The sequence below is a fragment of the Kitasatospora sp. NPDC058190 genome, from assembly GCF_042883685.1.
Classification (GTDB): Bacteria; Actinomycetota; Actinomycetes; order Streptomycetales; family Streptomycetaceae; genus Kitasatospora.
Window position 1 is genome coordinate 70,904 of the sequence record NZ_JBHVVI010000015.1, and the last position, 23,598, is coordinate 94,501.

22 protein-coding genes and 1 pseudogene are annotated in these 23,598 nt (G+C 74.8%); 11 read left to right on the top strand and 12 right to left on the bottom strand.

From position 1 onward, the window contains the following. Positions 1 to 361: 361 nt before the first annotated feature. The 3 genes from ACFVWU_RS09840 to ACFVWU_RS09850 form a co-directional block, all read right to left on the bottom strand. A complete protein-coding gene (locus ACFVWU_RS09840) occupies positions 362 to 1,030 on the bottom strand; it encodes a response regulator (protein WP_387617601.1) in 669 nt (222 codons plus the stop codon). A 104-nt stretch (positions 1,031 to 1,134) separates the two neighbouring features. Further along, the gene (locus ACFVWU_RS09845) at positions 1,135 to 2,820 is read right to left on the bottom strand and encodes a sensor histidine kinase (protein WP_387617603.1); all 1,686 of its coding nucleotides are present in this window, start codon (positions 2,818 to 2,820) and stop codon (positions 1,135 to 1,137) included. A gap of 36 nt (positions 2,821 to 2,856) precedes the next feature. Beyond that, on the bottom strand, positions 2,857 to 5,451 hold the full coding sequence (locus tag ACFVWU_RS09850; protein ID WP_387617605.1) for a SpoIIE family protein phosphatase: 2,595 nt from the start codon (positions 5,449 to 5,451) through the stop codon (positions 2,857 to 2,859). Positions 5,452 to 5,694: 243 nt separating this feature from the next. Here ACFVWU_RS09850 and ACFVWU_RS09855 point away from each other — a divergent pair, with 243 nt between their 5' ends. Both ACFVWU_RS09855 and ACFVWU_RS09860 read left to right on the top strand, forming a co-directional pair. Then, positions 5,695 to 7,011, top strand: coding sequence for a PQQ-binding-like beta-propeller repeat protein (locus ACFVWU_RS09855; protein ID WP_387617607.1), 1,317 nt, complete (start codon positions 5,695 to 5,697; stop codon positions 7,009 to 7,011). Positions 7,012 to 7,051: 40 nt separating this feature from the next. Continuing rightward, positions 7,052 to 7,687 (top strand): uridine kinase, encoded by a 636-nt coding sequence (locus ACFVWU_RS09860; protein ID WP_387617609.1) that lies wholly within the window; start codon positions 7,052 to 7,054, stop codon positions 7,685 to 7,687. 46 nt (positions 7,688 to 7,733) lie between these two features. On the opposite strand, the gene ACFVWU_RS09865 is transcribed toward ACFVWU_RS09860, so the two are convergent. Both ACFVWU_RS09865 and ACFVWU_RS09870 read right to left on the bottom strand, forming a co-directional pair. Then, positions 7,734 to 8,540: a DNA-formamidopyrimidine glycosylase family protein gene (locus tag ACFVWU_RS09865; protein ID WP_387617611.1), complete on the bottom strand. Its 807-nt coding sequence runs from the start codon at positions 8,538 to 8,540 to the stop codon at positions 7,734 to 7,736. 67 nt (positions 8,541 to 8,607) lie between these two features. Beyond that, positions 8,608 to 9,063, bottom strand: a complete 456-nt coding sequence (locus ACFVWU_RS09870) for a universal stress protein (protein WP_387617613.1) — start codon at positions 9,061 to 9,063, stop codon at positions 8,608 to 8,610. 148 nt (positions 9,064 to 9,211) lie between these two features. Here ACFVWU_RS09870 and ACFVWU_RS09875 point away from each other — a divergent pair, with 148 nt between their 5' ends. Continuing rightward, positions 9,212 to 9,652 (top strand): hypothetical protein, encoded by a 441-nt coding sequence (locus ACFVWU_RS09875; RefSeq protein ID WP_387617615.1) that lies wholly within the window; start codon positions 9,212 to 9,214, stop codon positions 9,650 to 9,652. Here ACFVWU_RS09875 and ACFVWU_RS09880 read toward each other — a convergent pair. The 3 genes from ACFVWU_RS09880 to ACFVWU_RS09890 form a co-directional block, all read right to left on the bottom strand. Continuing rightward, a complete protein-coding gene (locus ACFVWU_RS09880; RefSeq protein WP_387617617.1) occupies positions 9,597 to 10,565 on the bottom strand; it encodes a zinc metalloprotease in 969 nt (322 codons plus the stop codon). The genes ACFVWU_RS09875 and ACFVWU_RS09880 overlap by 56 nt on opposite strands. A gap of 137 nt (positions 10,566 to 10,702) precedes the next feature. Beyond that, positions 10,703 to 11,320, bottom strand: a complete 618-nt coding sequence (locus tag ACFVWU_RS09885; RefSeq protein ID WP_387617619.1) for an AAA family ATPase — start codon at positions 11,318 to 11,320, stop codon at positions 10,703 to 10,705. A 193-nt stretch (positions 11,321 to 11,513) separates the two neighbouring features. Beyond that, the gene (locus tag ACFVWU_RS09890; protein WP_387617620.1) at positions 11,514 to 12,440 is read right to left on the bottom strand and encodes an LLM class F420-dependent oxidoreductase; all 927 of its coding nucleotides are present in this window, start codon (positions 12,438 to 12,440) and stop codon (positions 11,514 to 11,516) included. A 142-nt stretch (positions 12,441 to 12,582) separates the two neighbouring features. On the opposite strand from ACFVWU_RS09890, the gene ACFVWU_RS09895 reads away from it, so the two are divergent. Further along, on the top strand, positions 12,583 to 12,936 hold the full coding sequence (locus ACFVWU_RS09895) for a DUF6401 family natural product biosynthesis protein (RefSeq protein ID WP_387617622.1): 354 nt from the start codon (positions 12,583 to 12,585) through the stop codon (positions 12,934 to 12,936). Positions 12,937 to 13,049: 113 nt separating this feature from the next. Then, positions 13,050 to 13,829, top strand: coding sequence for an alpha/beta hydrolase (locus tag ACFVWU_RS09900; protein ID WP_387617624.1), 780 nt, complete (start codon positions 13,050 to 13,052; stop codon positions 13,827 to 13,829). A 106-nt stretch (positions 13,830 to 13,935) separates the two neighbouring features. On the opposite strand, the gene ACFVWU_RS09905 is transcribed toward ACFVWU_RS09900, so the two are convergent. Continuing rightward, on the bottom strand, positions 13,936 to 14,922 hold the full coding sequence (locus tag ACFVWU_RS09905; RefSeq protein ID WP_387617626.1) for an ArsR/SmtB family transcription factor: 987 nt from the start codon (positions 14,920 to 14,922) through the stop codon (positions 13,936 to 13,938). A gap of 117 nt (positions 14,923 to 15,039) precedes the next feature. Between ACFVWU_RS09905 and ACFVWU_RS09910 the strand changes: the two are divergent. Next, positions 15,040 to 15,537 (top strand): annotated as a pseudogene (locus tag ACFVWU_RS09910) (GlxA family transcriptional regulator); the annotation flags it as partial. Here ACFVWU_RS09910 and ACFVWU_RS09915 read toward each other — a convergent pair. After that, the gene (locus tag ACFVWU_RS09915) at positions 15,485 to 17,005 is read right to left on the bottom strand and encodes a sensor histidine kinase (RefSeq protein ID WP_387617628.1); all 1,521 of its coding nucleotides are present in this window, start codon (positions 17,003 to 17,005) and stop codon (positions 15,485 to 15,487) included. The pseudogene ACFVWU_RS09910 and the gene ACFVWU_RS09915 sit on opposite strands and share 53 nt — an antisense overlap. Further along, on the bottom strand, positions 17,002 to 17,721 hold the full coding sequence (locus ACFVWU_RS09920) for a response regulator transcription factor (RefSeq protein ID WP_387617630.1): 720 nt from the start codon (positions 17,719 to 17,721) through the stop codon (positions 17,002 to 17,004). The genes ACFVWU_RS09915 and ACFVWU_RS09920 overlap by 4 nt, the downstream gene beginning before the upstream one ends. A 233-nt stretch (positions 17,722 to 17,954) precedes the next feature. On the opposite strand from ACFVWU_RS09920, the gene ACFVWU_RS09925 reads away from it, so the two are divergent. From ACFVWU_RS09925 to ACFVWU_RS09945, 5 genes are all read left to right on the top strand, one after another. After that, positions 17,955 to 19,322 carry a ferric reductase-like transmembrane domain-containing protein gene (locus ACFVWU_RS09925; RefSeq protein WP_387617632.1) on the top strand — a complete coding sequence of 456 codons (1,368 nt, stop codon included), beginning with the start codon at positions 17,955 to 17,957 and terminating at the stop codon, positions 19,320 to 19,322. 51 nt (positions 19,323 to 19,373) lie between these two features. Further along, entirely contained in the window at positions 19,374 to 19,886 is a 513-nt protein-coding gene (locus ACFVWU_RS09930) for an FMN-binding protein (protein ID WP_387617634.1), read from the top strand. 30 nt (positions 19,887 to 19,916) lie between these two features. Further along, positions 19,917 to 20,681: an FAD:protein FMN transferase gene (locus ACFVWU_RS09935; protein ID WP_387617675.1), complete on the top strand. Its 765-nt coding sequence runs from the start codon at positions 19,917 to 19,919 to the stop codon at positions 20,679 to 20,681. Between the two features lie 277 nt (positions 20,682 to 20,958). Further along, positions 20,959 to 21,579: a cysteine hydrolase family protein gene (locus ACFVWU_RS09940; protein ID WP_387617636.1), complete on the top strand. Its 621-nt coding sequence runs from the start codon at positions 20,959 to 20,961 to the stop codon at positions 21,577 to 21,579. A gap of 10 nt (positions 21,580 to 21,589) precedes the next feature. Then, positions 21,590 to 22,483 (top strand): SAM-dependent methyltransferase, encoded by an 894-nt coding sequence (locus tag ACFVWU_RS09945; protein ID WP_387617638.1) that lies wholly within the window; start codon positions 21,590 to 21,592, stop codon positions 22,481 to 22,483. A gap of 32 nt (positions 22,484 to 22,515) precedes the next feature. Here the strand turns inward: ACFVWU_RS09945 and ACFVWU_RS09950 are convergent, their stop codons facing one another. Then, complete coding sequence (locus tag ACFVWU_RS09950; RefSeq protein WP_387617640.1) at positions 22,516 to 23,529, bottom strand: NUDIX domain-containing protein; 1,014 nt, start codon at positions 23,527 to 23,529, stop codon at positions 22,516 to 22,518. Positions 23,530 to 23,598: the final 69 nt, after the last annotated feature.

Below are 23,598 nucleotides of genomic sequence, written 5' to 3' on the forward strand. Positions count from 1 at the left end.
GTCGGCGGGCAGTGCGTCGGGGTGAACCCGGGTGGCGCTCGTTGCGCCGCCAAGAAAGCTAGGGGGCAGATCCCGGGCACAGCAAGCAATTCTTGGTCATCGCAGGTCAGTTGACTGTTACCGGCGGTATCGATCAAGAAACTGTGCCCGATTCGACCGGGTTTGACCGCATTTTCGCGATCAATCGATCAACTTCCGTGCCCTCACTCACATCTGTCCGCCCGTGAACTCCGGCACACCATCCACGCAGTGCGACGAGAAACTGACAGACCGTCACCAGTTCATCCGGAGTTCCCGATTCGGAAACCCGATTGAGTGGGATCCGCCACATCCATCACGCAACGTGTCCACGCCAACGCGTTCAGCTATGCCCGTCGAGCTCCGCGTCCCGCGCCAGCAACGCCGCCTGGACCCGGTTCTCGCAGCCCAGCTTGGCCAGGATCCGGCTGACGTACGTCTTCACCGTCGCCTCGCTCATGTGGATCCGCGCCCCCGCGTCCGCGTTGGACAGACCCTCACCGAGCAGCGCCAACACCTCCAGCTCGCGCCCGGTGAGCACCTCCAGCCGGCGTCTGGCCCGCTCGCTACGGGCGGCCGCCGAACCGCTGCGGCCGGAGGCCAGCGAGTCGACGATGTGCCGGGTGGCAGCGGGCGAGAGGAAGGCGTTGCCGCTGGCCGCCGCCCGGACGGCCTGGATCAGCTCGTTCGGCGCGGTGTCCTTGAGCAGGAATCCGGCGCCGCCCTCGGTCACGGCGCGCAGGACGTTCTCGCGCTCCCCGAAGGTGGTGAGGATGATCGCCCGTGCGCCGGGTGCGACCCTCGCCAGCTCCCCGAGCGCCGTCAGCCCGTCCATCACCGGCATCTGGATGTCCAGCAGCACCACGTCCACCCGGTGCGCCCGGGCCAGCTCCAGTGCCTCCCGGCCGTCGGCGGCCTCCGCGACCACCTCGATGTCGTCGGCCGAACCCAGGATCATCCTTATCCCGGCCCGGATGAGCGGCTCGTCGTCGGCGACGAGGACTCGGATCACTGGTGGTCATTCCCCTCGGGTGGTGCGTCAGCTGCGGCACCATCCTCACATCCCGCCCGGCCCCGGCCCGAACCCGCCCCCGCGGCGCCCGGGCGGCCGACCGCTCAGCCCTTGCTGACGTACTCCTGCTTGTCCACCAGCACACCGTCCTTGAAGCAGAACCGCGCCACGTGGTCCTCGTCCCAGGCGACCCCGGGCTCCCCGTCGAGGAGGAACCAGCGGCAGTGCGAACCCTCCGGCGCGACGGGCCCGGTGCCCTTGTAGCCGTCGGTGAAGAAACCGTTGCCGGGCGGCAGCTCGTGCAGCACCTCGGACTCCGCCGTGCCGACCTTGATCTGCTCGTACTTCGGTTTCGGCACCGTCGCGTCGTCGGCACCCTGGATGAGGACGACCAGGCCCCAGATCAGCAGGCAGAGCACGGTGACCGCGACCCCGGCCACCCCGACCGCGCAACCCATCGCCGGGCTGCGCCTGCCGCCGTCCGGCTCGTCGGCCGACGGCAGGCCCTCGAAGACCCAGTCGTCCACCCCGGCCACCGCCGCGCCACCGTCCTGCTCCGACCCCTCGTACGGGAGGACGGCCGCGAGCCGGAAGCCCTGCTCGGGTGTCGCCCCGGCGTGCACCATGCCGCCGACCAGTCGGGCGCGCTCCCGCAACCCGGTCAGCCCCTGTCCGCCGCTCACCGCCGCACCCGCGCCGGCGCGCGCGCCCACGAGCTCCGGCGCGCGGGGATTGGTGACCTCCACCACCAGCGCGTCCGGCTCGTACCGAAGCGCGACCGCGATCGGCGCGCCGGGGGCGTGCTTGTGGGCGTTGGTGAGCGCCTCCTGCACGATCCGGTACGCCGCGTTGTCGACCGAGGCCGCCAGCGGGCGCCGCTCGCCCTCCGCCGAGTACGCCACCTCCGTCCCGGCCGCCCGGGAGGACTCCACCAGCCCCACGATCCCGTCGACCCCACCGCGCGCCGGCGCCGGGCCCTGGGTACCGACCACGGGCGGCGCTGCCGTCGACTCGTCGTGCAGGACCCCGACCACCTCGCGCAGCTCGCGCATCGCCGCGACCGCCGCCTGGCGCAGCACGCCGACCGCCTCCCGCTGCCGGTCGGTGAGGCTGCGATCCACCTCCAGCGCGCCCGAGTGCACGGAGATCAGCGCGAGCTGATGGCCCAGGCTGTCGTGCATGTCCTGGGCGATCCGGTGCCGCTCGCGCAGCCGCGCCTGGTGCACCACCATGGCCCGCTCGCGCACCAGCTGGTCGTTGCGCTCGCGCAGCGCGTCCAGTAGGGCGCGGCGCTGCGCCCGGTACCGGCTGTAGAGAGCGGGCAGGACGGCGAAGACCAGGAAGGTGCCGAGCGACAGTCCGATGATCAGCTTGGGCGAGGCCGAGGCGCCGTCCTTCAGCACACCGGTGGCGGTGAACAGCAGGTAGCTCAGGACGAAGGAACCGACCAGCCACCAGACCCGGCGGATCCGCGCCCCGGCGGCCCAGCCCGCGCAGACCAGCATCAGCAACGGCCCGAACGACCAGCCGGTCAGCGCCGCCGTCAGCAACAGCACGCTCGCCGGGAACCCCCGCCGCAGCACCCACAGCACGGCGACCGCGAACCCGAACGGAACGGCGAGCCCGCTGCCCGCCACCAGCTCCAGCAGGGCCGCGACGGCGCCCATCACCAGGGCCAGCGAAGCCTCGCCCACCACCCGCCGCCAGGGCCAGGGGCCCGGCAGCGCCGTCCGTACCACCTTCGACGCCGTCCGTACCGCCCTCGACCAGGCCCGCGCGATTGCTTCCACCCGTCGAGGCTAACCGGGCGGTCACCGCGCCCGCGGTCACCCTTCGTCGCCCTCCGCACCGACGAAAGTCGCCGGTCCGCAGGCGGTGAGCAGCAGCGCCACGTCGTCCACCCGCCCGGTCGAGCCGACCTCGCGCAGCAGCCGCTCGGCCAGCTCCTCCATCTCCTCCCCGGCCCGGCCGTGGTCCAGCGCGGCGCGCAGCCGCTCCACCCCCTGGTCGATCGCCAGCGCCGGGTCCTCCACCAGTCCGTCCGTGTAGAGGGCGAGCAGCGAGCCGGGCCGCAGCCGCAGCTCGCTGATCGGGTACGCCGCCTCCTCGTCCACGCCCAGCAGCGGCCCGCCGGCGACGTACAGCGCTTCGGCCCGCCCGTCCGGGTGGCGCAGCACCGGCGGCAGGTGCCCGGCGCGGGCGATCCGGACGGTGCCGTCGGCGGGGGTGAGGCGGACCAGGCAGCAGCTGGCGAGCAGCCCGGGGTCGAGGTCCAGCAACAGCCGGTTGGTACGGGCGAGCACCTGGTCGGGCGGCTCGCCGCCGCAGGCGAAGGCGCGCACGGCGCTGCGCAGCTGGCCCATCGCGGCGGCGGCGCCGACGCTGTGGCCCTCGACGTCGCCGATCACCAGGGTGAGGTCCGCGCCGGTGACGATCGCGTCGTACCAGTCGCCGCCGATCTCCATGCCCTGGGTGCCGGGCAGGTAGCGGGCGGTGATCCGGATGCCGGGCACCTGCGGGAGGCGGTGCGGCAGCAGGCCCTGCTGCAGGCCGCGGGCCAGGGCGAACTCCGCGTCGTAGAGCCGGGCGCGCTCCAGGGCCTGGGCGATGAAACCGCTGAGGCCGGTGAGCAGGCCGCGCTCCTCGGCGGTGAACGGGCGCGGGAGGTCGAAGCCGAGGATGCAGCTGCCGACCGGGCGCCCGGAGGCGATCAGCGGCAGGAAGGCCCAGGCACCCATGTCGTCCAGGGCCAGGCCCGGGTAGGTGGCGGCGAGCTCGCCCACCGACTCGAAGAAGATCGGGGTTCCGGTGCTGAGCGTCTCGGCGCCGGGCACGCGGGCGTCGAGCGGGGTGCCCTCGAAGCGGTCCAGGAAGCCGTCCGGGTAGCCGAACTGGGAGACCAGGTGCAGGTGCTGCTCGCGCACCCCGTAGATGGCGAGCTCCTGACCGCCGAAGGCCGGGAGGATCTCCTCGGCCACCGCCCGGCACACGTCGCGCACGGTGACCGCCTCGGTGAGCGCGCTGGCGAGCTGGAGCAGGTGGTGGGTGCCGCCCACGCCGGTGGTCGTGGGTGGCGGCGGGGCGGCGGGCGGTTCGGCCGCGCCCGGCGGGGCCTCGGCGGCGACCACCCGGCCGGTGACGCCGTGGATGTCGGGGTAGAGCGAGAAGGCGAGCCAACCGTCGGGCGGTCGGGTGGCGAGGAAGGCGGTGGGCTGCTGGGAGATCAGGGCCGCGCGGTAACGGTTCTCGTAGACGGGGTCGGTCAGCCAGGGCAGCACCTCCCAGAGGTGGTGGCCGACCAGCTCCTCCCGGCTCGCCCGCAGCAGCGGCTCGCTGGCGCGGTTGGCGTAGGTGATCAGGCCGTCCGGGTCGAGCGAGAAGACGCCCTCGCGCAGCCGCTCGACGGCGGCCGCCGCGGCGGTGAGGGTCCGGACGTCCAGGACGGCGCCGACCAGGTGGGTCCGGCCGTCGACGATCGCGCCGGGCACCCGGGCCCACAGCTCCACCGGGTACGGGCGGCCGTTCGGCCCGAGCACCCGCACCCGGGCGGCCAGCACCTCGCCGCGTTCCAGGGCGGTGCGGGCAGCGGCCCGGAACTCGGGCAGGTCCCCGGGGGCGATCCGGCGGGTCAGACAGCTCACCGTGCCGTCGAACTCACCGGGCGCGAAGCCGAAGATCTCCCGGAACACCGCGTCGGCGGCGAGCGCGCCGGTGGCCGTGTTCCAGTCGAACAGCCCGACCCTCGTGCTGGGCACCGCCGGCGGCGGAAGCTCCACCACGGCGGCGTCCCCGGCCGGCTCGACCGGTTGCCCGGACCCGGCCAACCCGGCAAGCCCGAAGGCGAGTCGGGAGGCGATGGCGTCCAGCTGACCGGCCGCCTGCTCCGGCACGCCCTCGTCCGAGGCCGGCCACAGCACGCTGAGCACCCCGAACCGGTCCCCGCCGTACTCCACCGGCACGCAGGCCGAGACGAAGTCGTACGGCAGGCCGACCGCGAGCTGCGGGAAGCGCCGCATGGTGTCCTCGGTGTCGGCCAGCGCGATGGTCCGGCCGGTCCGGAAGCAGACCGCGACCGGCAGCGGCCCGGCGGCGGCGACCCGCCGGAACGAGCTCATGATCGAAAGCGGCACCCCCGCGAGGGTGCACAGCACCAGCGACCGGCGGTCCCGCGAACGCAGGTACGCCATCGCCCCGTGCGCCCCGGTGGACCCCAGCACCCGGCGGACGGCCTCCGCCAGCAGCTTGTCCCGCTCGCGGACCGCCACCGGAGCCGCCTCCAGGGCCACCTCCACGACCGACTCCCAGACCTCCCCCGGCACCGCGCCCGCATCCGGAGCCGTGTCCAGGACCGGTTCCGGCAGGATTTCCGGGACCTCCTCGTGAACCGGCTCAGCGGCCCCGGTCGCATGCGGACGGCGCATGCTCCCTTGCTACGTCCGCCCCGGAACCGTGTCAAGGCGAGCACCCACTGCCCCGGGTGCACCGGCACGGACGTCCGTACCGCCCTCGCGGCCCATCCGCCAGGAGGGTGAAGATCTACAGCTCGGTGAGGTCGACCTCCGCCGGGTACGGCTGAGCGGCGGCTTCGGATGGTTCGGGGACTGTTCGATATCCTCCCGGCGGGTGGCGGCGCCGAGGCCGCCGGGGGTGGAAGCGAGAGCGGGATGCAGTCGCCGTCGTCCGAGGGGGCCGCCCGGGAGCAGTCGTGGCAGTGGGACGGGGAGGCGGACGGCGCGGCCGAGGCGCCCGGGGACGTGATCGGCGCGGGCGGGGACGGGCCCCGGCTGAGTCGGCGCGGGCTGCTGGTCGGGGCCGGGGTGCTGGCGGTCGGCGGGGTGGCGTGGGCGTTCGCGGGCTCGGGCTCCGACCGGCCGGTGCCGGAGCCGACGAAGCCGACGCCGACCGCGCTGTCCGGGCCGACCCCGCTGTGGACGTACCGGGGCGCGCAGGCCATGACCCCCGAGCGGCTGGTCGCCCCGCCGGACCGCCCGGTGTTCCTTTCCAAGGCCGGGATGCAGGTCCTCGACCCGGCCAGCGGTGCCCCCCAGCGGCTGCTGGTGTTCGACCCGCCGCCGCCCCCGGGCTGGCCGAGCGACCTGGAGCCGCCCGTCGGGAAGGTCGCGGTCGGGCCCGAGTACCTCTTCACCGCCGCCTCCCGAGGACACCTGGACGCCCGCCACCTCACCGACCCCACCCGCGACTGGAGCCTGCCGCTGCCCGATGAACTGCAGGACCAGCTCCTGTTCACCTGCATGGGCGGCGGCGTCCTCTACGGCTACGTCTGGGGCCGACCCCGCGCGGACGGCACCGCGCCGGGCAACCGGGTCTTCGCGCTGCAGCTCGACGGCCGTTCCCTGCTCTGGTCCGTCGCCGCCGACCACCAGGAACAGCCGATCGCCCCCGCCACCAGGGGCACTGCCCGCCTGGTGGCCTGCGCCCGCTCCCTCGGCAACCGCACCGAGCTGGTGGTCCGGGACGCCACCACCGGTCGCGAGCTGTGGACCGCCCCCGGCGACGAGGATCTGCGCTGGTGCGCTGCCGTTCGGGAGAACTTCCTCGTCCCGGACGGCAACGGCGGCGTGCGCGGGCTGGGGCCCGGCGGCGAGCCGCGCTGGACCCACTCCCCCGCCCGGGGCGAGTCCTGGCGGGCGTTGCCGCCCGTCCCGGACGGCGTCCGGGTGTTCGTCCCGCGCGACAACGGCCTCGTCACCTGCCACGACGCGGGCACCGGCACGGTGCTCTGGTCCTACCGCCTGCCGTTCCTGCTGGACCGACGCAGCCGTCCACTGGTCGTCGGCGGCACGCTGTACGTCCCGGGTCCGGCGGCGGGTGGGGTCAGCGCGATCGACACCGCGACCGGCGTGCCGGCGTGGACCTTCCACGACTCCGGCCCGGGCCGGGACGTCTGGACGGTCGCCGCCGACGGAAACCACCTCTACGCCGGCCACGACGACATCCTGCACGCCCTCCCGCTGTCCTAGGACCTGCCCGGCGGACGGGACGACGCGGCAGGATGGCCTGATGCAGGTACGCCCGATCTCCCCCGACAAGCTGGCCGAACTGCTCGCCGACCGCATCACCGCGCTGCCCGGCGCCGGCGAGCGCCGGCTGCGGGTCGCGGTGGACGGCGCCGGGCCCGCCCGGCCCGAGGTGCTGGCCGACGCCCTGGTGGAGCCGTTGCGGCTGCGCGGCCGCCCCGCGCTGCGCGTGTCCGCGGCGGACTTCCTGCGCCCGGCCTCGATCCGGCTGGAGTACGGCCGCCACGACGCGGACGCCTTCCACGACCTCTGGCTGGACGACGGCGCCCTGCTGCGCGAGGTGCTGGACCCGCTGGAACCGGGCGGCAGCGGCCGGGTGCTGCCCTCGCTGCGCGACCCCGTCACCGACCGCTCCACCCGCGCCCCGTACACGCAACTCCCGCCCGGGGGCGTGCTGGTGCTGGACGGCGCGTTGCTGCTGGGCCGCTGGCTGCCGCTGGAGCTGACCGTCCATCTGGCGCTCACCCCGGCCGCGCTGGCCCGCCGCACCCCCGCCGACCAGCAGTGGACGCTGCCCGCCTTCGCCCGCTACGAGGCGGAGACCGGGCCCGCCGAATCCGCCGACGTCACCGTGCGGGTGGACGACCCGCGCCACCCCGCCCTGGTCGAGCGGCCGTAGGGCCCGACCGGAGGGTCGCGCCGCGGACCCGGCGGGGATCCGCCGGTCAGGCCCTGCCCGCCGGGGCCGGGCCGCGCTGGCAGTAGGGGCACCAGAACACCATCCGGTCCCGTGGGGGTTCGCCCTGACGTCCCGACCGGACGGGCGTGACGCAGCGCGGGCAGGGCCGTCCGGCCCGGCCGTACACCCAGTGCTGGTAGCCGGGCCGGGTGTCGCCGGTGGTGATGTGGCCGGGGCGCAGCTTGTTGGCTTCCAGCATCTGCCGGGCACGTTCCACCAGCCGGTCGGGGTGCGGGAGTTCGCCGATCGCGGTCCACGGCGTCAGTCCGGCCGTGAAGCACAGCTCGTTGGCGTAGACGTTGCCGATCCCGGCCAGGTTGCGCTGGTCGAGCAGGGCCTCGACGAGCGGGCGGCCGGGGTGGGCGAGGAGTCGGCGGACGGCCTCGACCGGATCCCAGTCGGGGCCGAGCAGGTCGGGGCCGAGGTGGCCGACGGCCCGCTGCTCGTCGGTGGTGCGCAGCAGCTCGACGACGGGCAGCCGGTAGCCGACGGCGGTGCCCCGCTCGGTGTCGAGGACGGCGCGGATCTGCCGGGCCGGGCCGCCGGTCCAGCGCTCGCCGGGGCGGTAGACCTCCCAGCGGCCGTCCATCCGCAGGTGGGTGTGCAGGGTGAGGCCGCCTTCGAGGCGGGTGAGCAGGTGTTTGCCGCGCGGGCGGACCTCGAGCACCCGGCGGCCGGCGAGGGCGGCGGTGGCGTGCGCGGGCACCCGCAGCTCGGCGCTGGTCAGCAGCTGCCCGGCGAGGGCGTCGTGCAGCCGGGCCGCCACGCGGTAGATGGAGTCACCTTCTGGCATGACTCCATTCTGGTCCGCATGACGGCCCGGCGGGCTGCCGCCCCTGGCTGCCGGCCGGCCCCGGGCGCTATTCGGACTCGGCCGCGACCTGGCCCTCGCGGACCACGACCACCGGGCAGGGCGCGTGCTCGGTGACGTGGCGGCTGACCGAGCCGAGCAGTACGCCGGAGAAGCCGCCGAGGCCGCGGCTGCCGACGACCAGCAGCGCGGCGCCCTTGGCGGCCTGGAGCAGGGCCCCGGCCGCATTGCCGGGCATCACGCGCTGGCTGATCCGCACGCCCGGGTCGTCGCCGACCACCTTGACGACGCTCTCGGAGAGGGTCTTGCCGGCGAGCTCCTCCGGGCTGTAGACGTCGGCCGGCACGCTCGTCCCGCCCCAGCCGTAGAAGGCCGGGTACTCCCAGGCGGCGATCGCGTCGACGGTCCCGCCGACGGCCTTGGCGTAGTCGACCGCCCAGCGCAGCGCCTGCTCCGAGGCGGGTGAGCCGTCCACACCGACGACGATCCGGGGGTTGGCAGTCATGCCGTGTCTCCTTCGGTTGCTCCTGCTCGGCATCAACCCGCCAAACATAGATCAAATCGGACAAATGGTCGGTAGTTGCCGCGCCGTATGCGGCGTTCCGCATTCACATTCGGGTGCGACGACCCGGCGCGCCTGGGACCATCGACGGATGCCGAGCAAGCCGCGCCGCCGTACCGGCGGCTTCGCCGAGGTCCTCGCCGCCCTGGCGTCGAGGGAGGCGCACGAACCCCGGGGCCGTGAGCACCCGGTCGCGGCCGGCGGCTTCCTGGACGCCGACGGCTGCTCCTGGCACCTGGACCGGGGCCCGCTGGAGCGCCGGCTGGCCAAGCGGCTGGCGGTCGGCGCCGACGAGATGACACTGGGCGACTGGGACGGCTGGCACCAGGACTTCCCGGATGCCCTGGTCCCGGTGCTGCTGGCCCCCGAGGAGCGCCCGGCCGCCTGGCGGAAAGCCTCGGCCGAGGACCACCGGGCGTACGAGTTCCGCGCCGCCGGCGGCCGGACGCTGCTCTACCTCGACGTCTTCTGCCGACTCAACTGCGGTAGGCGGCCCATGAGTTCGCCATCCGCTGGGCCTGACCCGGGGTGAACTGGCTCATGCAGGAGTCGTAGCTGTAGTCCATGAAGTTGTGGATCGGGTCGAGCCCGGAGCCCGGGCAGCTGTGGCGGCCCTCGGGGCAGCCGTAGCCGGGCGTGCCCTCGGGCGGGGTGTCGTCCACGTAGTCGCCCGGGGGCAGGCAGCCGCCCTGGAAGGTGTGGAAGAGGCCGAGCCAGTGGCCGGTCTCGTGGGTCGCGGTGTTGCCCTCGTTGTAGTGGGTGGCGGGACCGCCGGGCAGGGAGTCGTCGAGGACGACCACGCCGTCGTCGGTGGGGTTCGAGCGGTAGACGTTCGGGAAGGTCGACCAGCCGAGCAGGGACTGCCCGAGGTGGGCGGTGTAGAGGTTGAGGGTGCCCTGGTCGCCCTTGCGCAGGGCGGTCTTCATCGCCCGCTCGGTGGCGGAGCCCGGGGTCATGCCGGTGTACCAGGCGGCGTTGTCGGTCCAGTCGGTGCCGGCCAGCTCGAAGTGGAACGGGGTGGGGGTGTTGCCCGCGCCCTGGCCGCCGTAGGTGGCGTTGAGGTGGTCGATCTGGGCGGCGACGACGCCCTGGTCCAGCCGCCCGGCGTCCCCGGCGTGGATCACGTGGACGTACACCGGGACGATGGTCGGGACGGCGGCGAGCGGGACGTGGGCGGAGCCGAGCTTGGCGAGCCGGTCGTCCAGGTCCGTCTGCATCGCCCGGGCCTCGGCGGCGCTGACGGCGTTCGGGTCCTTCCCGGCCCGGCTGCCGGCCGGCTTGCGGGCGGCGGCGGCAGCGTCGGCGCCGTCGCAGACCGCTGCGGCGGCCACCGCGTGGTGCGGGGCCGGGGCCACGAGCTGACTCAGCCCGGCGGCGGCGACCAGCGCGGCGGCGCAGGGGAACAGACGAGGGGCACGCGAGCGCGCCCGGGCGGTACGGCGCATCAGCGCTCCTGACGGGAAAGGAAGGTGACCGGGTGTCGCCCGCGCCACGCGCCCGCCCGTCGGCGCCCGGCCGCTGACCACCGGGCGCAGCCACCGACGAAAGCCCACCGGCGGTGCCCGGCGCGGATTCGCCGAGACTACGACGCCGTGAAGTCGATCTCCCGCAGGGCGCGCGCGGCGGCCCGGTCGAGTACCACGGCCGACGCACAGCCCGCCGGCGGCCGCCCGGCCCCGAGCAGCAGCCGGCGCAGCCGGTCGGCGGCGGCCCGGTGCCGGGCGAAGGCGTAACGGGAGACGCCGCGTCCGCGCCGCCGCTGGCCCGCCCGGGCCTCCGCCGGGTCGACGTCGAGCAGCAGCAGGTGCACCCGTCGGCCCTGCCGGGCGGCGGCACGGGTGAGCCAGGCCCGGACGAAGGGGAGCGTGCCGCAGTCGTGCACGGCGAGCGGCCCGCCGCCCAGGACGGCGCGGCGCAGCCGCCGGTAGTGGGCGAGCCGGGCGAGCGGACGGTAGAGCGCGTACGGGAGGCGGCCGGGCAGCCGGACCGCGTACTCTTCCCGGACCTGCTGGGAGTCGACCAGCGGGGCGCGGACGCTGCGGCGCATCAGGGTGCTCTTGCCGCTGCCGGGCAGTCCGGTGACCACCAGCAGGTCGCCGGCGGGGTAGTGCAGGGCGGCCGGGCCGGGGCCGCGCAGCTCGTGCAGGCCCGCTCGGATCGCCCGGCCGCCGGCGGGGCGGGGCGGCGGCGCCGTGGGCACCGCCGCCCTCGCTGTTCGTGTCCCGGCCACCGGCCCGCCCCCCACCGTTTCCTGGTTCCTCCCCCAGGAGCATGACGCATTCCCAAGAACGAGTAAAGACCCGTGGTCAGGGCGGGTACGGAGGGCCGGTGCGGGCAGCCGGGCCCGTCCTGTGGACCTTGGCGGACCCGGCGAAGACCCGCAGGACGGACCTTCAGCCCAGCTGAGGGGCGACCCGGGAGGCGATCAGCTCCAGGTGGTCCAGGTCGGCCAGGTCGAGCACCTGGAGGTAGACCCGCTCGCTGCCGACCGCCGCGTACCGGCCGATCTTCTCCGCGACCTCGTCCGGGGTACCGGCCAGGCCGTTGGCCTTCAGCTCGTCGACCTCGCGGCCGATCGCGGCGGCCCGGCGGGCCACCTCCGCGTCGTCCCGGCCGACGCAGACGACCAGGGCGTTGGAGTAGACCAGCCCGTCGGCCGGACGCCCGGCCCGCTCGGCGGCCTCGCGGACCCGGCCGAACTGGGCGGCGGTGTCCTCCACCGAGGCGAACGGCAGGTTGAACTCGTCGGCGAAGCGGGCGGCCAGCGCCGGGGTGCGCTTCGGGCCGTAACCGCCGACCAGCACCGGGATGCGCTCCTGGGCGGGCTTGGGCAGCGCGGGCGAGCCGGTGAGGGTGTAGTACTCGCCGGAGAAGTCGAAGGTGTCGCCGAGCTTGGTCCTCCACAGCCCGGTGATGATCTCCAGCTGCTCCTCCAGCCGCCCGAACTTCTCCTTGGGGAAGGGGATGCCGTAGGCGGTGTGCTCGGCCTCGTACCAGCCGGCGCCGAGGCCGAACTCGACCCGGCCACCGCTCATCGCGTCCACCTGGGCGACCTGGATCGCGGTGACGCCCGGCAGCCGGAAGGTGGCGGCGGTCATCAGGGTGCCGAGGCGGATGGTGCTGGTCTCGCGGGCGAGGCCGGCCAGGGTGATCCAGGCGTCGGTAGGGCCGGGCAGGCCGTCGGCGTCGCTCATCTTCAGGTAGTGGTCGGAGCGGAAGAAGGCGCTGAAGACGCCGAGCTCCTCGGCGGTGCGGGCGACCTTCAGGAGGGTGTCGTAGCTCGCGCCCTGCTGGGGCTCGGTGAAGATGCGGAGATCCATGCGGGCCATTCTGGTACAGACCACCCGCCCGTGAACGCAGGGAACCGGCCATGCCACGGAACGTTCCGAAGGTGGCCAAGGTCTCACCACGGAACCGTCACGGGTCGGCTTGCCCACCCGCCGGTTCGCCTACCTTGGACGGATGTTCGCGACCCCCGACGAACCGTTCCGGCCCTCCCCCGACGGGCCGGACGGCTGCCCGCTTCCCGGCATCGTGGCCTCCTTCACGCCCCGGCTGGCCGAGCTCGCCTTCGAGCCCGGCTTCGTCGCGGCGGTCGACCAGCACGTGGCGATGCTGCGGGAGCTGCTGTACGCGCAGGGGCCGGAGCTGGCGCCCCGGCCCCTGGACCGTGCGGAACTGGCGGACTACGCGCTGGGCTTCCTGGACGCGCTGGCCGAGATCGGCTGGCAGGAGCCGGTGGGCTACGACTACGCCGTCCTCCGGCTGACCGCGATCTGCTGGCTGGTGCGCGAGCAGGGCCTGCTGGAGGTCTGAGTTCCGCTACCGGTTCCGGGCGCGCCCGGTTGTCCGGGATGGTTCCGTCGGGTGAACGCTCCGGCCGTCCGCACGCGTACAGTGGCGGTCCGGAGGATCGGGAGGGTGCGCAGGTGATCGGAAGCGGTACGGACAGCGGTACGGACAGCCGTGCGGCCGCGCACCGGGTGCTGCAATGGCGGGTGCGGCCTTCCGGGGCCCGGGCCGCCGTCCTCGTCCTGCACGGGGGCGAGGAGCACAACCTCTCCCGGCCGGGCCGCCTCAACCTGCCGCTGCTGCGGATGCGCGGCTTCCTGCGCTCGCTGGGCCGGGACACCGCGGGCGCCGGGATCGCCGTCGGCACCGTCCGCTACCGCCACCGCGGCTGGAACGGCGAACGCGCCGACGCCGCCCGGGACGCCCTGGCCGCCCTCGACGAGGCGGCCGCGCTGCTCGGCCCGGTGCCGACCGTCCTGATCGGCCACTCCATGGGCGGCCGCGCCGTCCTGCGGGCCGGCGGCCACCCCTCCGTCACCGGCCTGGTCGCCCTCGCCCCCTGGTGCCCGGCCGAGGACCCCTGCGAGCACCTGGCCGGCCGCGACGTCCTGCTGCTGCACGGCGACCGCGACACCGTCACCCCGCCCGCCGACACCTACGCCTTCGCCGCCCGCAGCCGCGCCGCCGGCGCCCGCGTCTGCGGCTACACCGTCACCGGCAGCGGCCACGCGATGCTCCAGCGCATCCCCGACTGGCACCGTGCCACGACGCGCCTGACCACCGCGCTCCTGGGCCTGCGCCCCCTCCCGGCCGAGACCGCCTCGGCGTTGGCGCTGCCGGCCACCTCACGGGAGGCGCTGACGCTGCCGCTGCCCCGGCAGCCCCGGGTCGCGCCGAACCTGCCGGCGAACGTCTGAGGCCGGCGCCCCGGCGCGGTGGCCACCTGTGCGGGTGAACCGTACGCGGGTGAGCGCGTGCCCGGCTGCACCTGTGCGGATGCGGGTGCGGAACGGCCGCGCGGCCCTAGGAAGCGGCCGGGGGCGCGGGGAGACGACCGGCCAGGAGGGCGTGGGCGAGCGGGGTGGGCCGGTGGGTGACGGTGCGGCCGTCGCGCTCCTTGGCGCTGAGGCCGGATTCGGCGAGGACGGTGGCGTGTTCGCTCGCGGAGGCGGCGGAGATGCCGAGTAGGGCGGCCAAGTCCTTGGTGGAGCACGGGCCGTGGTCGACGATCGCCTCCAGGGCGGCGGCCCGGGTCTGGCCGAGCAGGGCGGTGAGGGTGCGGCTGGGGGTGGGTTCGGCTTCGGCGAGCAAGGGACCGTTGATCCTGGCGGGGTAGAGGAGGACGGGCTGCTGCCCCGGGTCCTCGAAGCGGGCGATGACCGGGCGGCGGACGCCGAACACGCAGGGCTGGAGCAGCAGTCCGCGACCGTCCAGTCGCAGGTCGTGCCGGCAGCCGCCGACCAGCGGGAGGGTGAGCACCGGGCTGCGCCAGGAGATCGCCGGGTGCAGCGAGCGCAGCACCCGGTCCGGCTCGGTGATCCTGCGGCGGAGGCCGTGCTCGGTGGTGACGATGGTCTCGATCTGCCGCCGGTAGGGGTCGATCGCCCGGGTCTGGTACTCGGCGGTGACGTTGCCGAGCAGCTTCCTGGCCCGTCGGTCCCCCGCCGCCACACCTCGGGCGAAGGCGCTCAACTGCCGTTCCCCGCCGACCGATCGCAGGTGCTCGCGGAGCGGCTCCTCGGGCGCCTCGGCGGTGGCGCTCTCGGTCGCGCCGGGGTCGCGGCGGACGGTGAGGAACTCCGGGATCGCGGAGCGGGTGTAGAGGTCGAAGAGCAGCGCGGTGCGCGGGTTCCAGGAGGACCGCAGCCGGTCCCGCCAGGGCTTGAAGCGCGGATCGCGGTGCCCGCTGACCAGGGCGTGCACGCTCAGTGACAGCTCCATCGACATGTCCGGACGCGCGGCCACCCGGAGGCGTTCCAGGTCGTCCCTACCGAAGAAGATTCGCAGCACGCTGCTGATCGTCGCCTCGGAACCGCCCGGGCCGCAAGGCAGTTCGGCGAGAACCGAATCGTTTGCGGGCGGTTCGGGGCCCGGCCAGGCTCGTAGGGGCGCCCGGGTGACGGACCGGTCGCCGAGGACTTCGGCGAGGAACTCGCCCTGCGGGTCGCCCGGCAGCTCGTGATGTACCTCAAACGCCCCAGCGGCCAGAGCCAGTTCAGCGTCCCGCTGGAGCCGGTCTCCGCCACCCGGCGGATCGAGGAGCTGCGCCACCACATCCGGCGTCACCTCTCCGAGCGGCTCACCGTGCCGGACCTCGCCGCCCACGCGCACGTCAGCGAACGGCAGTTGATCCGGATCTTCAAGACCGAGCTGGGCACCACCCCGAGCGCCCACATCGAGTCGGCCCGGGTCGAACTCGCCCGCCACCGGCTGGAGTCCACCGACGACACCCTCGAACGCGTCGCCACCGCCTGCGGGTTCGGCACCACGGACACCCTGGTGCGCGCCTTCCGCCGCCGACTGGGCACCACGCCGACGGAGTACCGCCGGCGCTTCCGTACGGTCGCGCCGCTCACGCCGGTCGCGCCGGTCGCGCCGGTCGCGCCCCCGGCAGTCGGACGGTGAACGACGTACGGCCGGGCCGGCTCGCCACCGTCACCGTGCCGCCGTGCGCCTGGACGACGGCGTGGACGATGGCCAGGCCGAGCCCGGTCGAGCCGGTGGCGCGCGAGCGGGCGCGGTCGCCCCGGACGAAGCGTTCGAAGACCCGGTCCAGCAGCTCCGGGGCGATCCCCGGGCCCTCGTCGGTGACGGTCAACTCGACGTGTCCGTCGGCCGGTTCGAGGCTCAGCTCGACCCCGGTGCCGGGCGGGATGTGGGTACGGGCGTTGGCCAGCAGGTTCGCCACCACCTGGCTCAGCCGGTGCTCGTCCCCGGACACCAGCACCGGTTCCTCGGGCAGGGCGAGGCGCCAGCGGTGCCCGGGGCCGGCCGCCCGGGCGTCGGCGACGGCGTTGAGCGCGACCCGGGTGAGGTCCACCTCCGCCTCGGCCAGCGGGCGCCCGGCGTCCAGGCGGGCGAGCAGCAGCAGGTCCTCGACGATCGCGCCCATCCGCAGCGCCTCGGCGTCGATCCGCTCCAGCGAGTGCCGCACCGGCGCGGGCACGTCCCCGGGGTGGCGCAGCGCCAGCTCGGCGTGGCCGCGCACGGTCGCCACCGGGGTGCGCAGCTCGTGGCTGGCGTCGGCGGCGAAGGCGCGCAGCCGCTCCTCCACCGCGTGCCGGCGGGCGAGGGCGTCGCCGACGTGCCCGAGCATCCGGTTGAGCGCCGCCCCGACCCGGCCGACCTCGGTGCGCGGGTCGTCGTCCGGCACCCGCTCGGCCAGCATCACCGCGCCGCTGGCCAGCGGCAGGGCGCTCACCCGCTCGGCCATGCCCACCACCCGCCGAAGCGGGCGCAGCGACCAGCCGACCCACACCGCCCCGGCGGCGCCGGCCGCGGCGACGGCGATCGCGAAGACGGTCAGCTCCAGGGTCTCCAGCCGTTCCACGGTGTCCTCGGCCGGGCGCAGCGGCAGCCCGCTGACCAGCACGTCGCCGTCCCGACCCGCCACCGCGCGGACCCGGTAGCGGCCCAGCGTCCGACCGAGGTCGAGGGTGCCGGCCGGGCCGCCGACCGGCAGGGCTGCCAGGGCGTGCTGCTGGGCGGGCGAGAAGGCGACCCGGTCGTCCTCGTCGTCGGGGTTGTCGGCGTCGTCGGCGTCCCCGTCGACCACACCGGCGGCGGTGACCCGGCCGTCCAGCAGCCGCACGCCCAGGGTGCCGGGGGTCTGCGCCCGGGTGTCGGGGCCGGCGCCCGTGCCGGTGTGCTCCAGGCTGGCGGCGTAGCGGCCGCCGGCCTCGGTGAGCTGCTGGTCCAGGCGGTCGACCAGGAAATGGCGCAGGGCGGCCGCGGTGGCCAGGCCGACGGCGGCGCAGGTGACCACCAGCAGCACCAGCAGGCCGGCGATCAGTCGGGCGCGCAGGGTGCGCGGCAGGAGCTTCCGAGCCGCATTCACGGCGCGCTTCGCGGCGCGGTTCACGGCGCGGTTCACGGAGCGGCCTTGATCAGGTAGCCGGCGCCGCGCACGGTGTGGATCATCGGGCTTCGGCCCGCGTCCAGCTTCTTGCGCAGATAGCTGATGTACAGCTCCACGATGTGCGCCTGCCCGCCGAAGTCGTACGACCACACCGCATCCAGGATCTGCGCCTTGCTGAGCACCTGCCGGGGGTGGTGCATCAGATAGGCGAGCAGCGCGTACTCGGTCGGGCTGAGCTCGACGGTCTCGCCGCCCCGGGTCACCTCGCGGGCCCGCTCGTCCAGCACCAGGTCGCCGAGCACCAGCGCGTGCGCGGGCACCGGGCGCGGCCCGGTGGGCGGGGCGGCGCGGCGCAGCAGCCCGCGCAGCCGGACCACCACCTCGGCCAGGCTGAACGGCTTGGTCACGTAGTCGTCGCCGCCCGCCGCGATGCCCGCGATCCGCTCCTCGACGGCGTCCCGTGCGGTGAGGAAGAGCACCCGCACCTCGGGCTGCCCGGCGTGGACGCGGCGCAGCACCTCCAGGCCGTCCAGGTCGGGCAGCATCATGTCGAGCACCACGGCGTGCGGACGCCATCGGGCCGCCGCCGCCACGGCCTCCGTGCCGGTGGTCGCACCCCGGGCCTGCCAGCCCTCGTAGCGGACGGCGCCGCAGACCACCTCGACCACGTCCGGTTCGTCGTCGACGACCAGGACGCGCCAGTCCGGGCGGTCGGTGGCGGTGTCGTCCATGGGGCTCCTCGGGTCGGCGACGGGGCGACGTTCATTCTGGCCTGCCGCGATGAGAAACCCGTGAGATCACCGGAATCGGTTCGTGGGCCTGCCTATCGACTCTGACCTGCAGCAATTGTGCCATCGGCGGGTGTCGCAGCGGCTCCGGTTCAGAGGTGGCTCAGAGCTTGCGGTGCCATCGTGGACCGCCTCGGCGGGGCCGTGCCACCGCCGGGAGCTGAGGAGGATCCCCGATGACCACTGCCACCGTGCCGAAGTCCCGGCCGGGCGCCGCCGGCCCGCGCCACCGGGCGGCGCCGCGCCCGCCGCTCGCCCTGCCGCCGCGCGCGGCGCTCGGCCTGATCGCCACCGGGGCGCTCGGCGTGCTCGGGCTGTGGTGGGTGAACACGCCGGAGGTGGTCGGCGCGGCCGGCTGGCTGACCGGCGCCGGGCGGATCACCGGACTGCTCGCCGGATACGCGGCACCGGTGCTGCTCCTGCTGATGGCCCGGCTGCCGCCGGTGGAGCGCGGGGTCGGAGCCGACCGGCTGGCCCGCTGGCACGCCTTCGGCGGCCGGTGGCTGGTGTCCCTGGTCACGGTGCACCTGCTGACCGTTGTCTGGGGCTACGCGCTCACCGACGGGCGCGGGCTGGTCGACGAGGGCGTGGAGATCGTCTTCCACTACCCCGACATGCTCAAGGCCACCTTCGGCACCCTGCTGATGCTCGGCACCGGCGCCGTCTCCGCCCGGGCCGCGCGCCGCCGCCTCTCCTACGAGACCTGGTACTACCTGCACCTGGCGACCTACCTCGCGGTGGCGCTGGCCTTCGCGCACCAGCTGACCACCGGCGCCGACCTGGGCGGCGGGCCCGGCCAGGCCGCCTGGTACGCGCTCTACTTCGGGACGGCGGCACTGGTCGGCTGGTGCCGCCTGCTGTGGCCCTGGCTGCTCGACCGGCGGCACGGGCTGCGGGTCGCCGAGGTACGGCCGGAGGGCCCCGGCGTGGTATCGCTGTTCCTGTCCGGCCGACGGCTGGACGAACTCCATGCCGAGCCGGGCCAGTTCTTCCGGCTCCAGTTCCAGGCGCCCGGGCTGCGCTGGGCCGCCAACCCGTACTCGCTGTCCGCGCCGCCGCACCCGGAGTTCCTGCGGTTCACGGTCAAGGACCTCGGCGGGCACAGCGCGGCCGTCGCCGGGCTGCGCCCGGGCACCCGGGTACGGGCCGAGGGGCCGTACGGGGCGTTCACCGGGCGGCAGCAGCGGCAGCGCAAGGTGCTGCTGCTCGGGGCCGGCGTCGGGATCACGCCGCTGCGGGCGCTGTTCGAGACGCTGCCGGGCCAGGTCACGCTGGTCCAGCGGGCCCGGCGCGCGGAGGACGTGCTGTTCCGGGCCGAGCTGGCCGAGGTCGCCCGGCAGCGCGGCGCGGCGGTGCACGAGTTGCTCGGCTCGCGGGAGCAGGTCGGGGCCCTCGGGGCGGCGCTCGGCCGGCTCGTCCCGGACCTGGCCGAGCACGAGGTGTACCTGTGCGGGCCCGAGGCTCTCACCGAGGAGGCCGTACGCGCCCTGCGGGCCGCCGGCGTGCGGCCGGGGCGCATCCACCACGAGTCCTTCGCCTTCTGAGTCCCGCCTTCTGAATCCGCTGACGTTCGTTCCTGAGGAGTTGTTCCACTCATGCGTCGAGCCATCGTCACCAGTGCCGCCACCGCAGCCGGGGTGGTGCTGCTGCTCTCGCTCAAACCGCACCAGACGGCCGGGCCCGCGCCGGTGATCAGTTCGGGGGCGGGTTCCTCCGGATCCGACTCCGGTCCCGCCTCCACCTCCGGGTCCGGGTCCGCGTCCGCGTCCGGGTCCACCGGCGCTTCCTCGGCCCCCTCGGCCGCGCCCGCGCCGGCCTCCTCCGGCGGCACCACCCGGAAGATCAGCGGCGACACCGTGAACACCCGGTACGGCCCGGTGCAGGTGCAGGTCACGCTCGCCGGCAGCCGGATCACCACCGTCGACGTGGTCAAGTACCCGAACGAGGAACGCCGGGACCGCGAGATCAACAGCAATGCCCTGCCCGTGCTCAACCAGGAGGCGATCTCCGCGCAGAGCGCCCAGATCGACGTGGTCAGCGGCGCGACCTACACCAGCGACGGCTACGTCCGTTCGCTGCAGAGCGCGCTCGACCGGGCGAAGAGCTGAGGCCCGGTGCTGCGCCACGCCGAGCCCGTGATGGGCACCGTGTTCTCGATCGCCGTCCGCGACCCGGGCCCGGACACGCCCGGGGCGCTGCGGCGGATCGTCGAGCGGCTGCACCGGATCGACACGGTGTTCTCGACGTACCGGCCGGAGAGCCAGATCAGCCGGCTCGGGCGCGGTGAACTGGCCCTCGCGGACTGCGATCCGGAGGTCCGCACAGTGCTCGCCGCCTGCCGCGAGGTGGCGGCCGAGACCGACGGCTACTTCACCGAGCAGCCCGGCGGGCGACTCGACCCCAGCGGCTGGGTCAAGGGCTGGGCGGTCGAGGAGGCGGCCGCGCTGCTACGGGCGTCCGGCGCCCGGCAGTACTGCGTCAGCGGCGGCGGGGACGTGCAGACCTCCGGCGGTCCGTGGCGGATCGGCATCGCCGACCCCCGGCAGGACTCCACGGACCCGGGCCGGCTCGTCGCCGTACTGAGCGGCCGCGACCTCGCGGTGGCCACCTCCGGTACCGCCGAGCGCGGCGCCCACGTCCTCGACCCGCACACCGGCCGCCCCGCGACCGGACTCGCCTCGCTCACCCTGGTCGGCGCCCCGGGCACCGGCATCGCCCGCACCGACGCCTGGGCCACCGCCGCCTTCGCCATGGGCCCCGAACGCGCGCTGGCCTGGGCCACCCGGCGGCCGGCCATCGAGGCGCTGGCCGTGCTGCCGGACGGGACGAAGCGCTGGACGCCCGGCCTGCCCCAGCACCTCCCGCCGTCCGGTCCGGCCGACTGGCAGCTCGCGGCGCGCTGACCCGCCCGTCCAACGTCCGTATCGCTGAACCGACTTCACTCCATCAGGTGAACCCCGCGATCATGCCTCGCCCGTCGCTCCACCATGGTCAATAGTGGGAGACCGATCGGGTACGGAACGCCCGGTCCGACCACACCCGAGCCGAGCTGGATCGAGGAGGCCATGTGACACCCGTCGTCGCCCGCGCGGTCGGCCGGGGAACGGGCGCGGAGCCCGCGACCGCCTTCGAGCGCGCCCCGCACCGCACCCCGATCGGCGCGCTGCCGGGCCCTGGCGCATGAGTGCCCCCACGGACGCCCCGACCGGCCGTACCGCACTGGTCGTCGTCGACCTGCAGAACGACTTCTGCGCCGGCCCGGTGGCCGCCGCCCGTTACCCCGGCGACCCGACCCGGCTCGCCACCGTCGCCGCCAACACCGCCCGGGCCGTCGAGGCCGCCCGGGCGCACGGCACCGAGGTGGTCTTCGTCCGCTTCATCGGCGATCCGGTCCACCAGGGCGCGAGTTGGCGCCACCGCGACGCCGTGCTCGGCAAGCGGCCCAAATGTCTGGACGGCAGCTGGGGCGCCGAGTTCCACGCCGTGACCCCGGCACCGGAGGAGGCGGTGTTCACCAAGGCGGCCTGCTTCGACGCCTTCCTGAGCGAGGGCTTCGAGGCGCACCTCGTCGGCGGCGGGGTCCAACACCTCGTGCTGGCCGGAGTGTTCGCGGACGTCTGTGTGGACAGCACCGCCCGGACCGCCTTCCAGAAGGGCTTCCACGTCACGCTGCTCACGGACTGCACGGCGGCGCTGCACCTGCCGGACGAGGCGATCCTGGCCTTCATGCGCCGGGTCTACGGCGCCCGCGTCACCACGCACGACCGACTCGCCGTCTGGACACGGCATCCCGAGACCTGAGGAGCAGCCCATGGGTGTTGGCGTAGACAAGATCACTGGCGTGGACGAGGGCGTGGCACTCACCGCTCTCCTGGTCGCCGCCGCCCGCGCGATCGAGACCCACCGCCCCGACGCCCTCGCCCGGGACACGTACGCCGAGCACTTCGTCCGTGCCGCCCCCGCCGCCGCGCGGTGGCCCGTCCACCCCCGGGACGTCCCGGACGGCGACGCCGATCCGCTCTGGGGCCGGCTCGGCCGCTACTTCGCCCTGCGGACCCGGGCGTTGGACGACCAACTGCTGCGCGCCGTCCAACTCGGCGCCCGCCAGGTGGTCCTGCTCGGAGCCGGCCTGGACGCCCGCGCGTACCGGCTGGACTGGCCGCCCGACTGCGTCCTCTACGAGGTCGACCGCCCCGGGGTGCTGGCCTTCAAACAACGGGTGCTCGACGGCCTCGACAACCGGCCCCTGGCACCGCACCGGGTGACGGTCGAAGCCGACTTCCGCACCGACTGGGCCGCCGCCCTCACCGCCGCCGGGTTCCACCCGGACCAACCGACCGCCTGGCTCGCCGAGGGGCTGCTCCTCCACCTGCCCGGTGCCGTCGAACGCGACCTCTTCGCCGCCGTCGACCAACTCAGTTGCTCCGGCAGCACCTTGGCCTACGAGACCGAGATCGGCGTGGAGTCGGCAGCGCTACGCGACACCCCCGTCCACACCGCCACCCGCGAACGCACCGGCGTCGACCTGCTCGCCCCCGTCGACGCCGAGCCCCGCCCCGACACCCTCGCCGACCTCACCGCCCGCGGCTGGTCCACCACCGCCCACACCCCCTTCGAGTTCACCCGCCACTACGGCCGCGGCCCGCTCCCCGAACCGGACGACGCCCTGGCGGCCAACCGCTGGGTCTTCGCCGTCCGCCCCTGACCGCCGAGGCCCAGGACGCCCCCTGCACGCCGCTACGCACGCCCCTGCTGCGCCGCCCGCCAGGCCTCCCGCGCCACCAGCGGCGCCAGGTACGACCATCGCCGCGAACCGTCCGGGCACACCCCGCCCTCGATCAGCGCCGACACCGCCCGGCGGGTGAACGGCAGCCACACCGCCATGTCGTGCTCGAAGGTGCTGTGGCAGGCCTCGCGCCGCCGGTCGATCTCGGCGGCGTCGAGCCGCGCCCGGACGGTGGCGACCAGCGTGTAGCAGGAGGCCGGCTCGCTCCAGCCCAGCCAGCCGATCACCGGCGAACCGACGTCCTCCGGCAGCAGGCCCAACTCCTCCTCCAGCGCCCGGTGCACCAGCGCGTAGAAGTCCTCGGCCGCCCCCGGCTCGTCCCGGTACTTCATCGTCTCGTTGATCCCGACCGTCCACTGCGCCGGAAAGGTGTTGACGGCCAGAGAACGCCGGAGCAGCAGCAGCCTCCCGGCCCGGTCCCGCACGGCCACGCAGGCACTCACCATGGTCGGCGGCGCGACGGCGACGAACGCGGTGAGGCCCTGCCCCAGCGCCTCCCGCAGCAGCCGGGCGGCCTCCGGGTCCTCACGTCCAAGCCGGGTGGTGGCCATGCACTCCGCGTAGTCGCTCTCGACGATGCCCACCTCGCACACCCGGGCCGCACTGTGCTCACCGTGGTCGACCGTCAGCCGTGCGATGTACGCCGTACGCCCCGCCGCCCCACCCGCCCGTTGCCGCGCCACCTCGTCGGCCCAGCCCGTCCGATCCAGCACATGTGGGCGCTGCAGCCGCCCCTCGTACCCGGTCACCAGCGTCCCCGGCATCAGCGGCCGCGCCCCCGACCAGGTGATCAGCGGCACCAGCCCGTCCGCCGCAACGTCATGCGCGCGCGCCGCCGCCGTCAGACTGCCCCGCCGCACCCGCGCCAGCGGAACCCGGGACCCGCCGAACTTCACGAAGTCGTACACCAGGTTGGTCACCACCCCGAGCAGCAGTGCTCCACCGATCCCCAGCAGCCACTCCACGCGGTCCCCCGACTCTCGTGCCCGACCGTCCCATTGTGGAGTCGACGCGCCCGGGCTGAAACCCTTTCG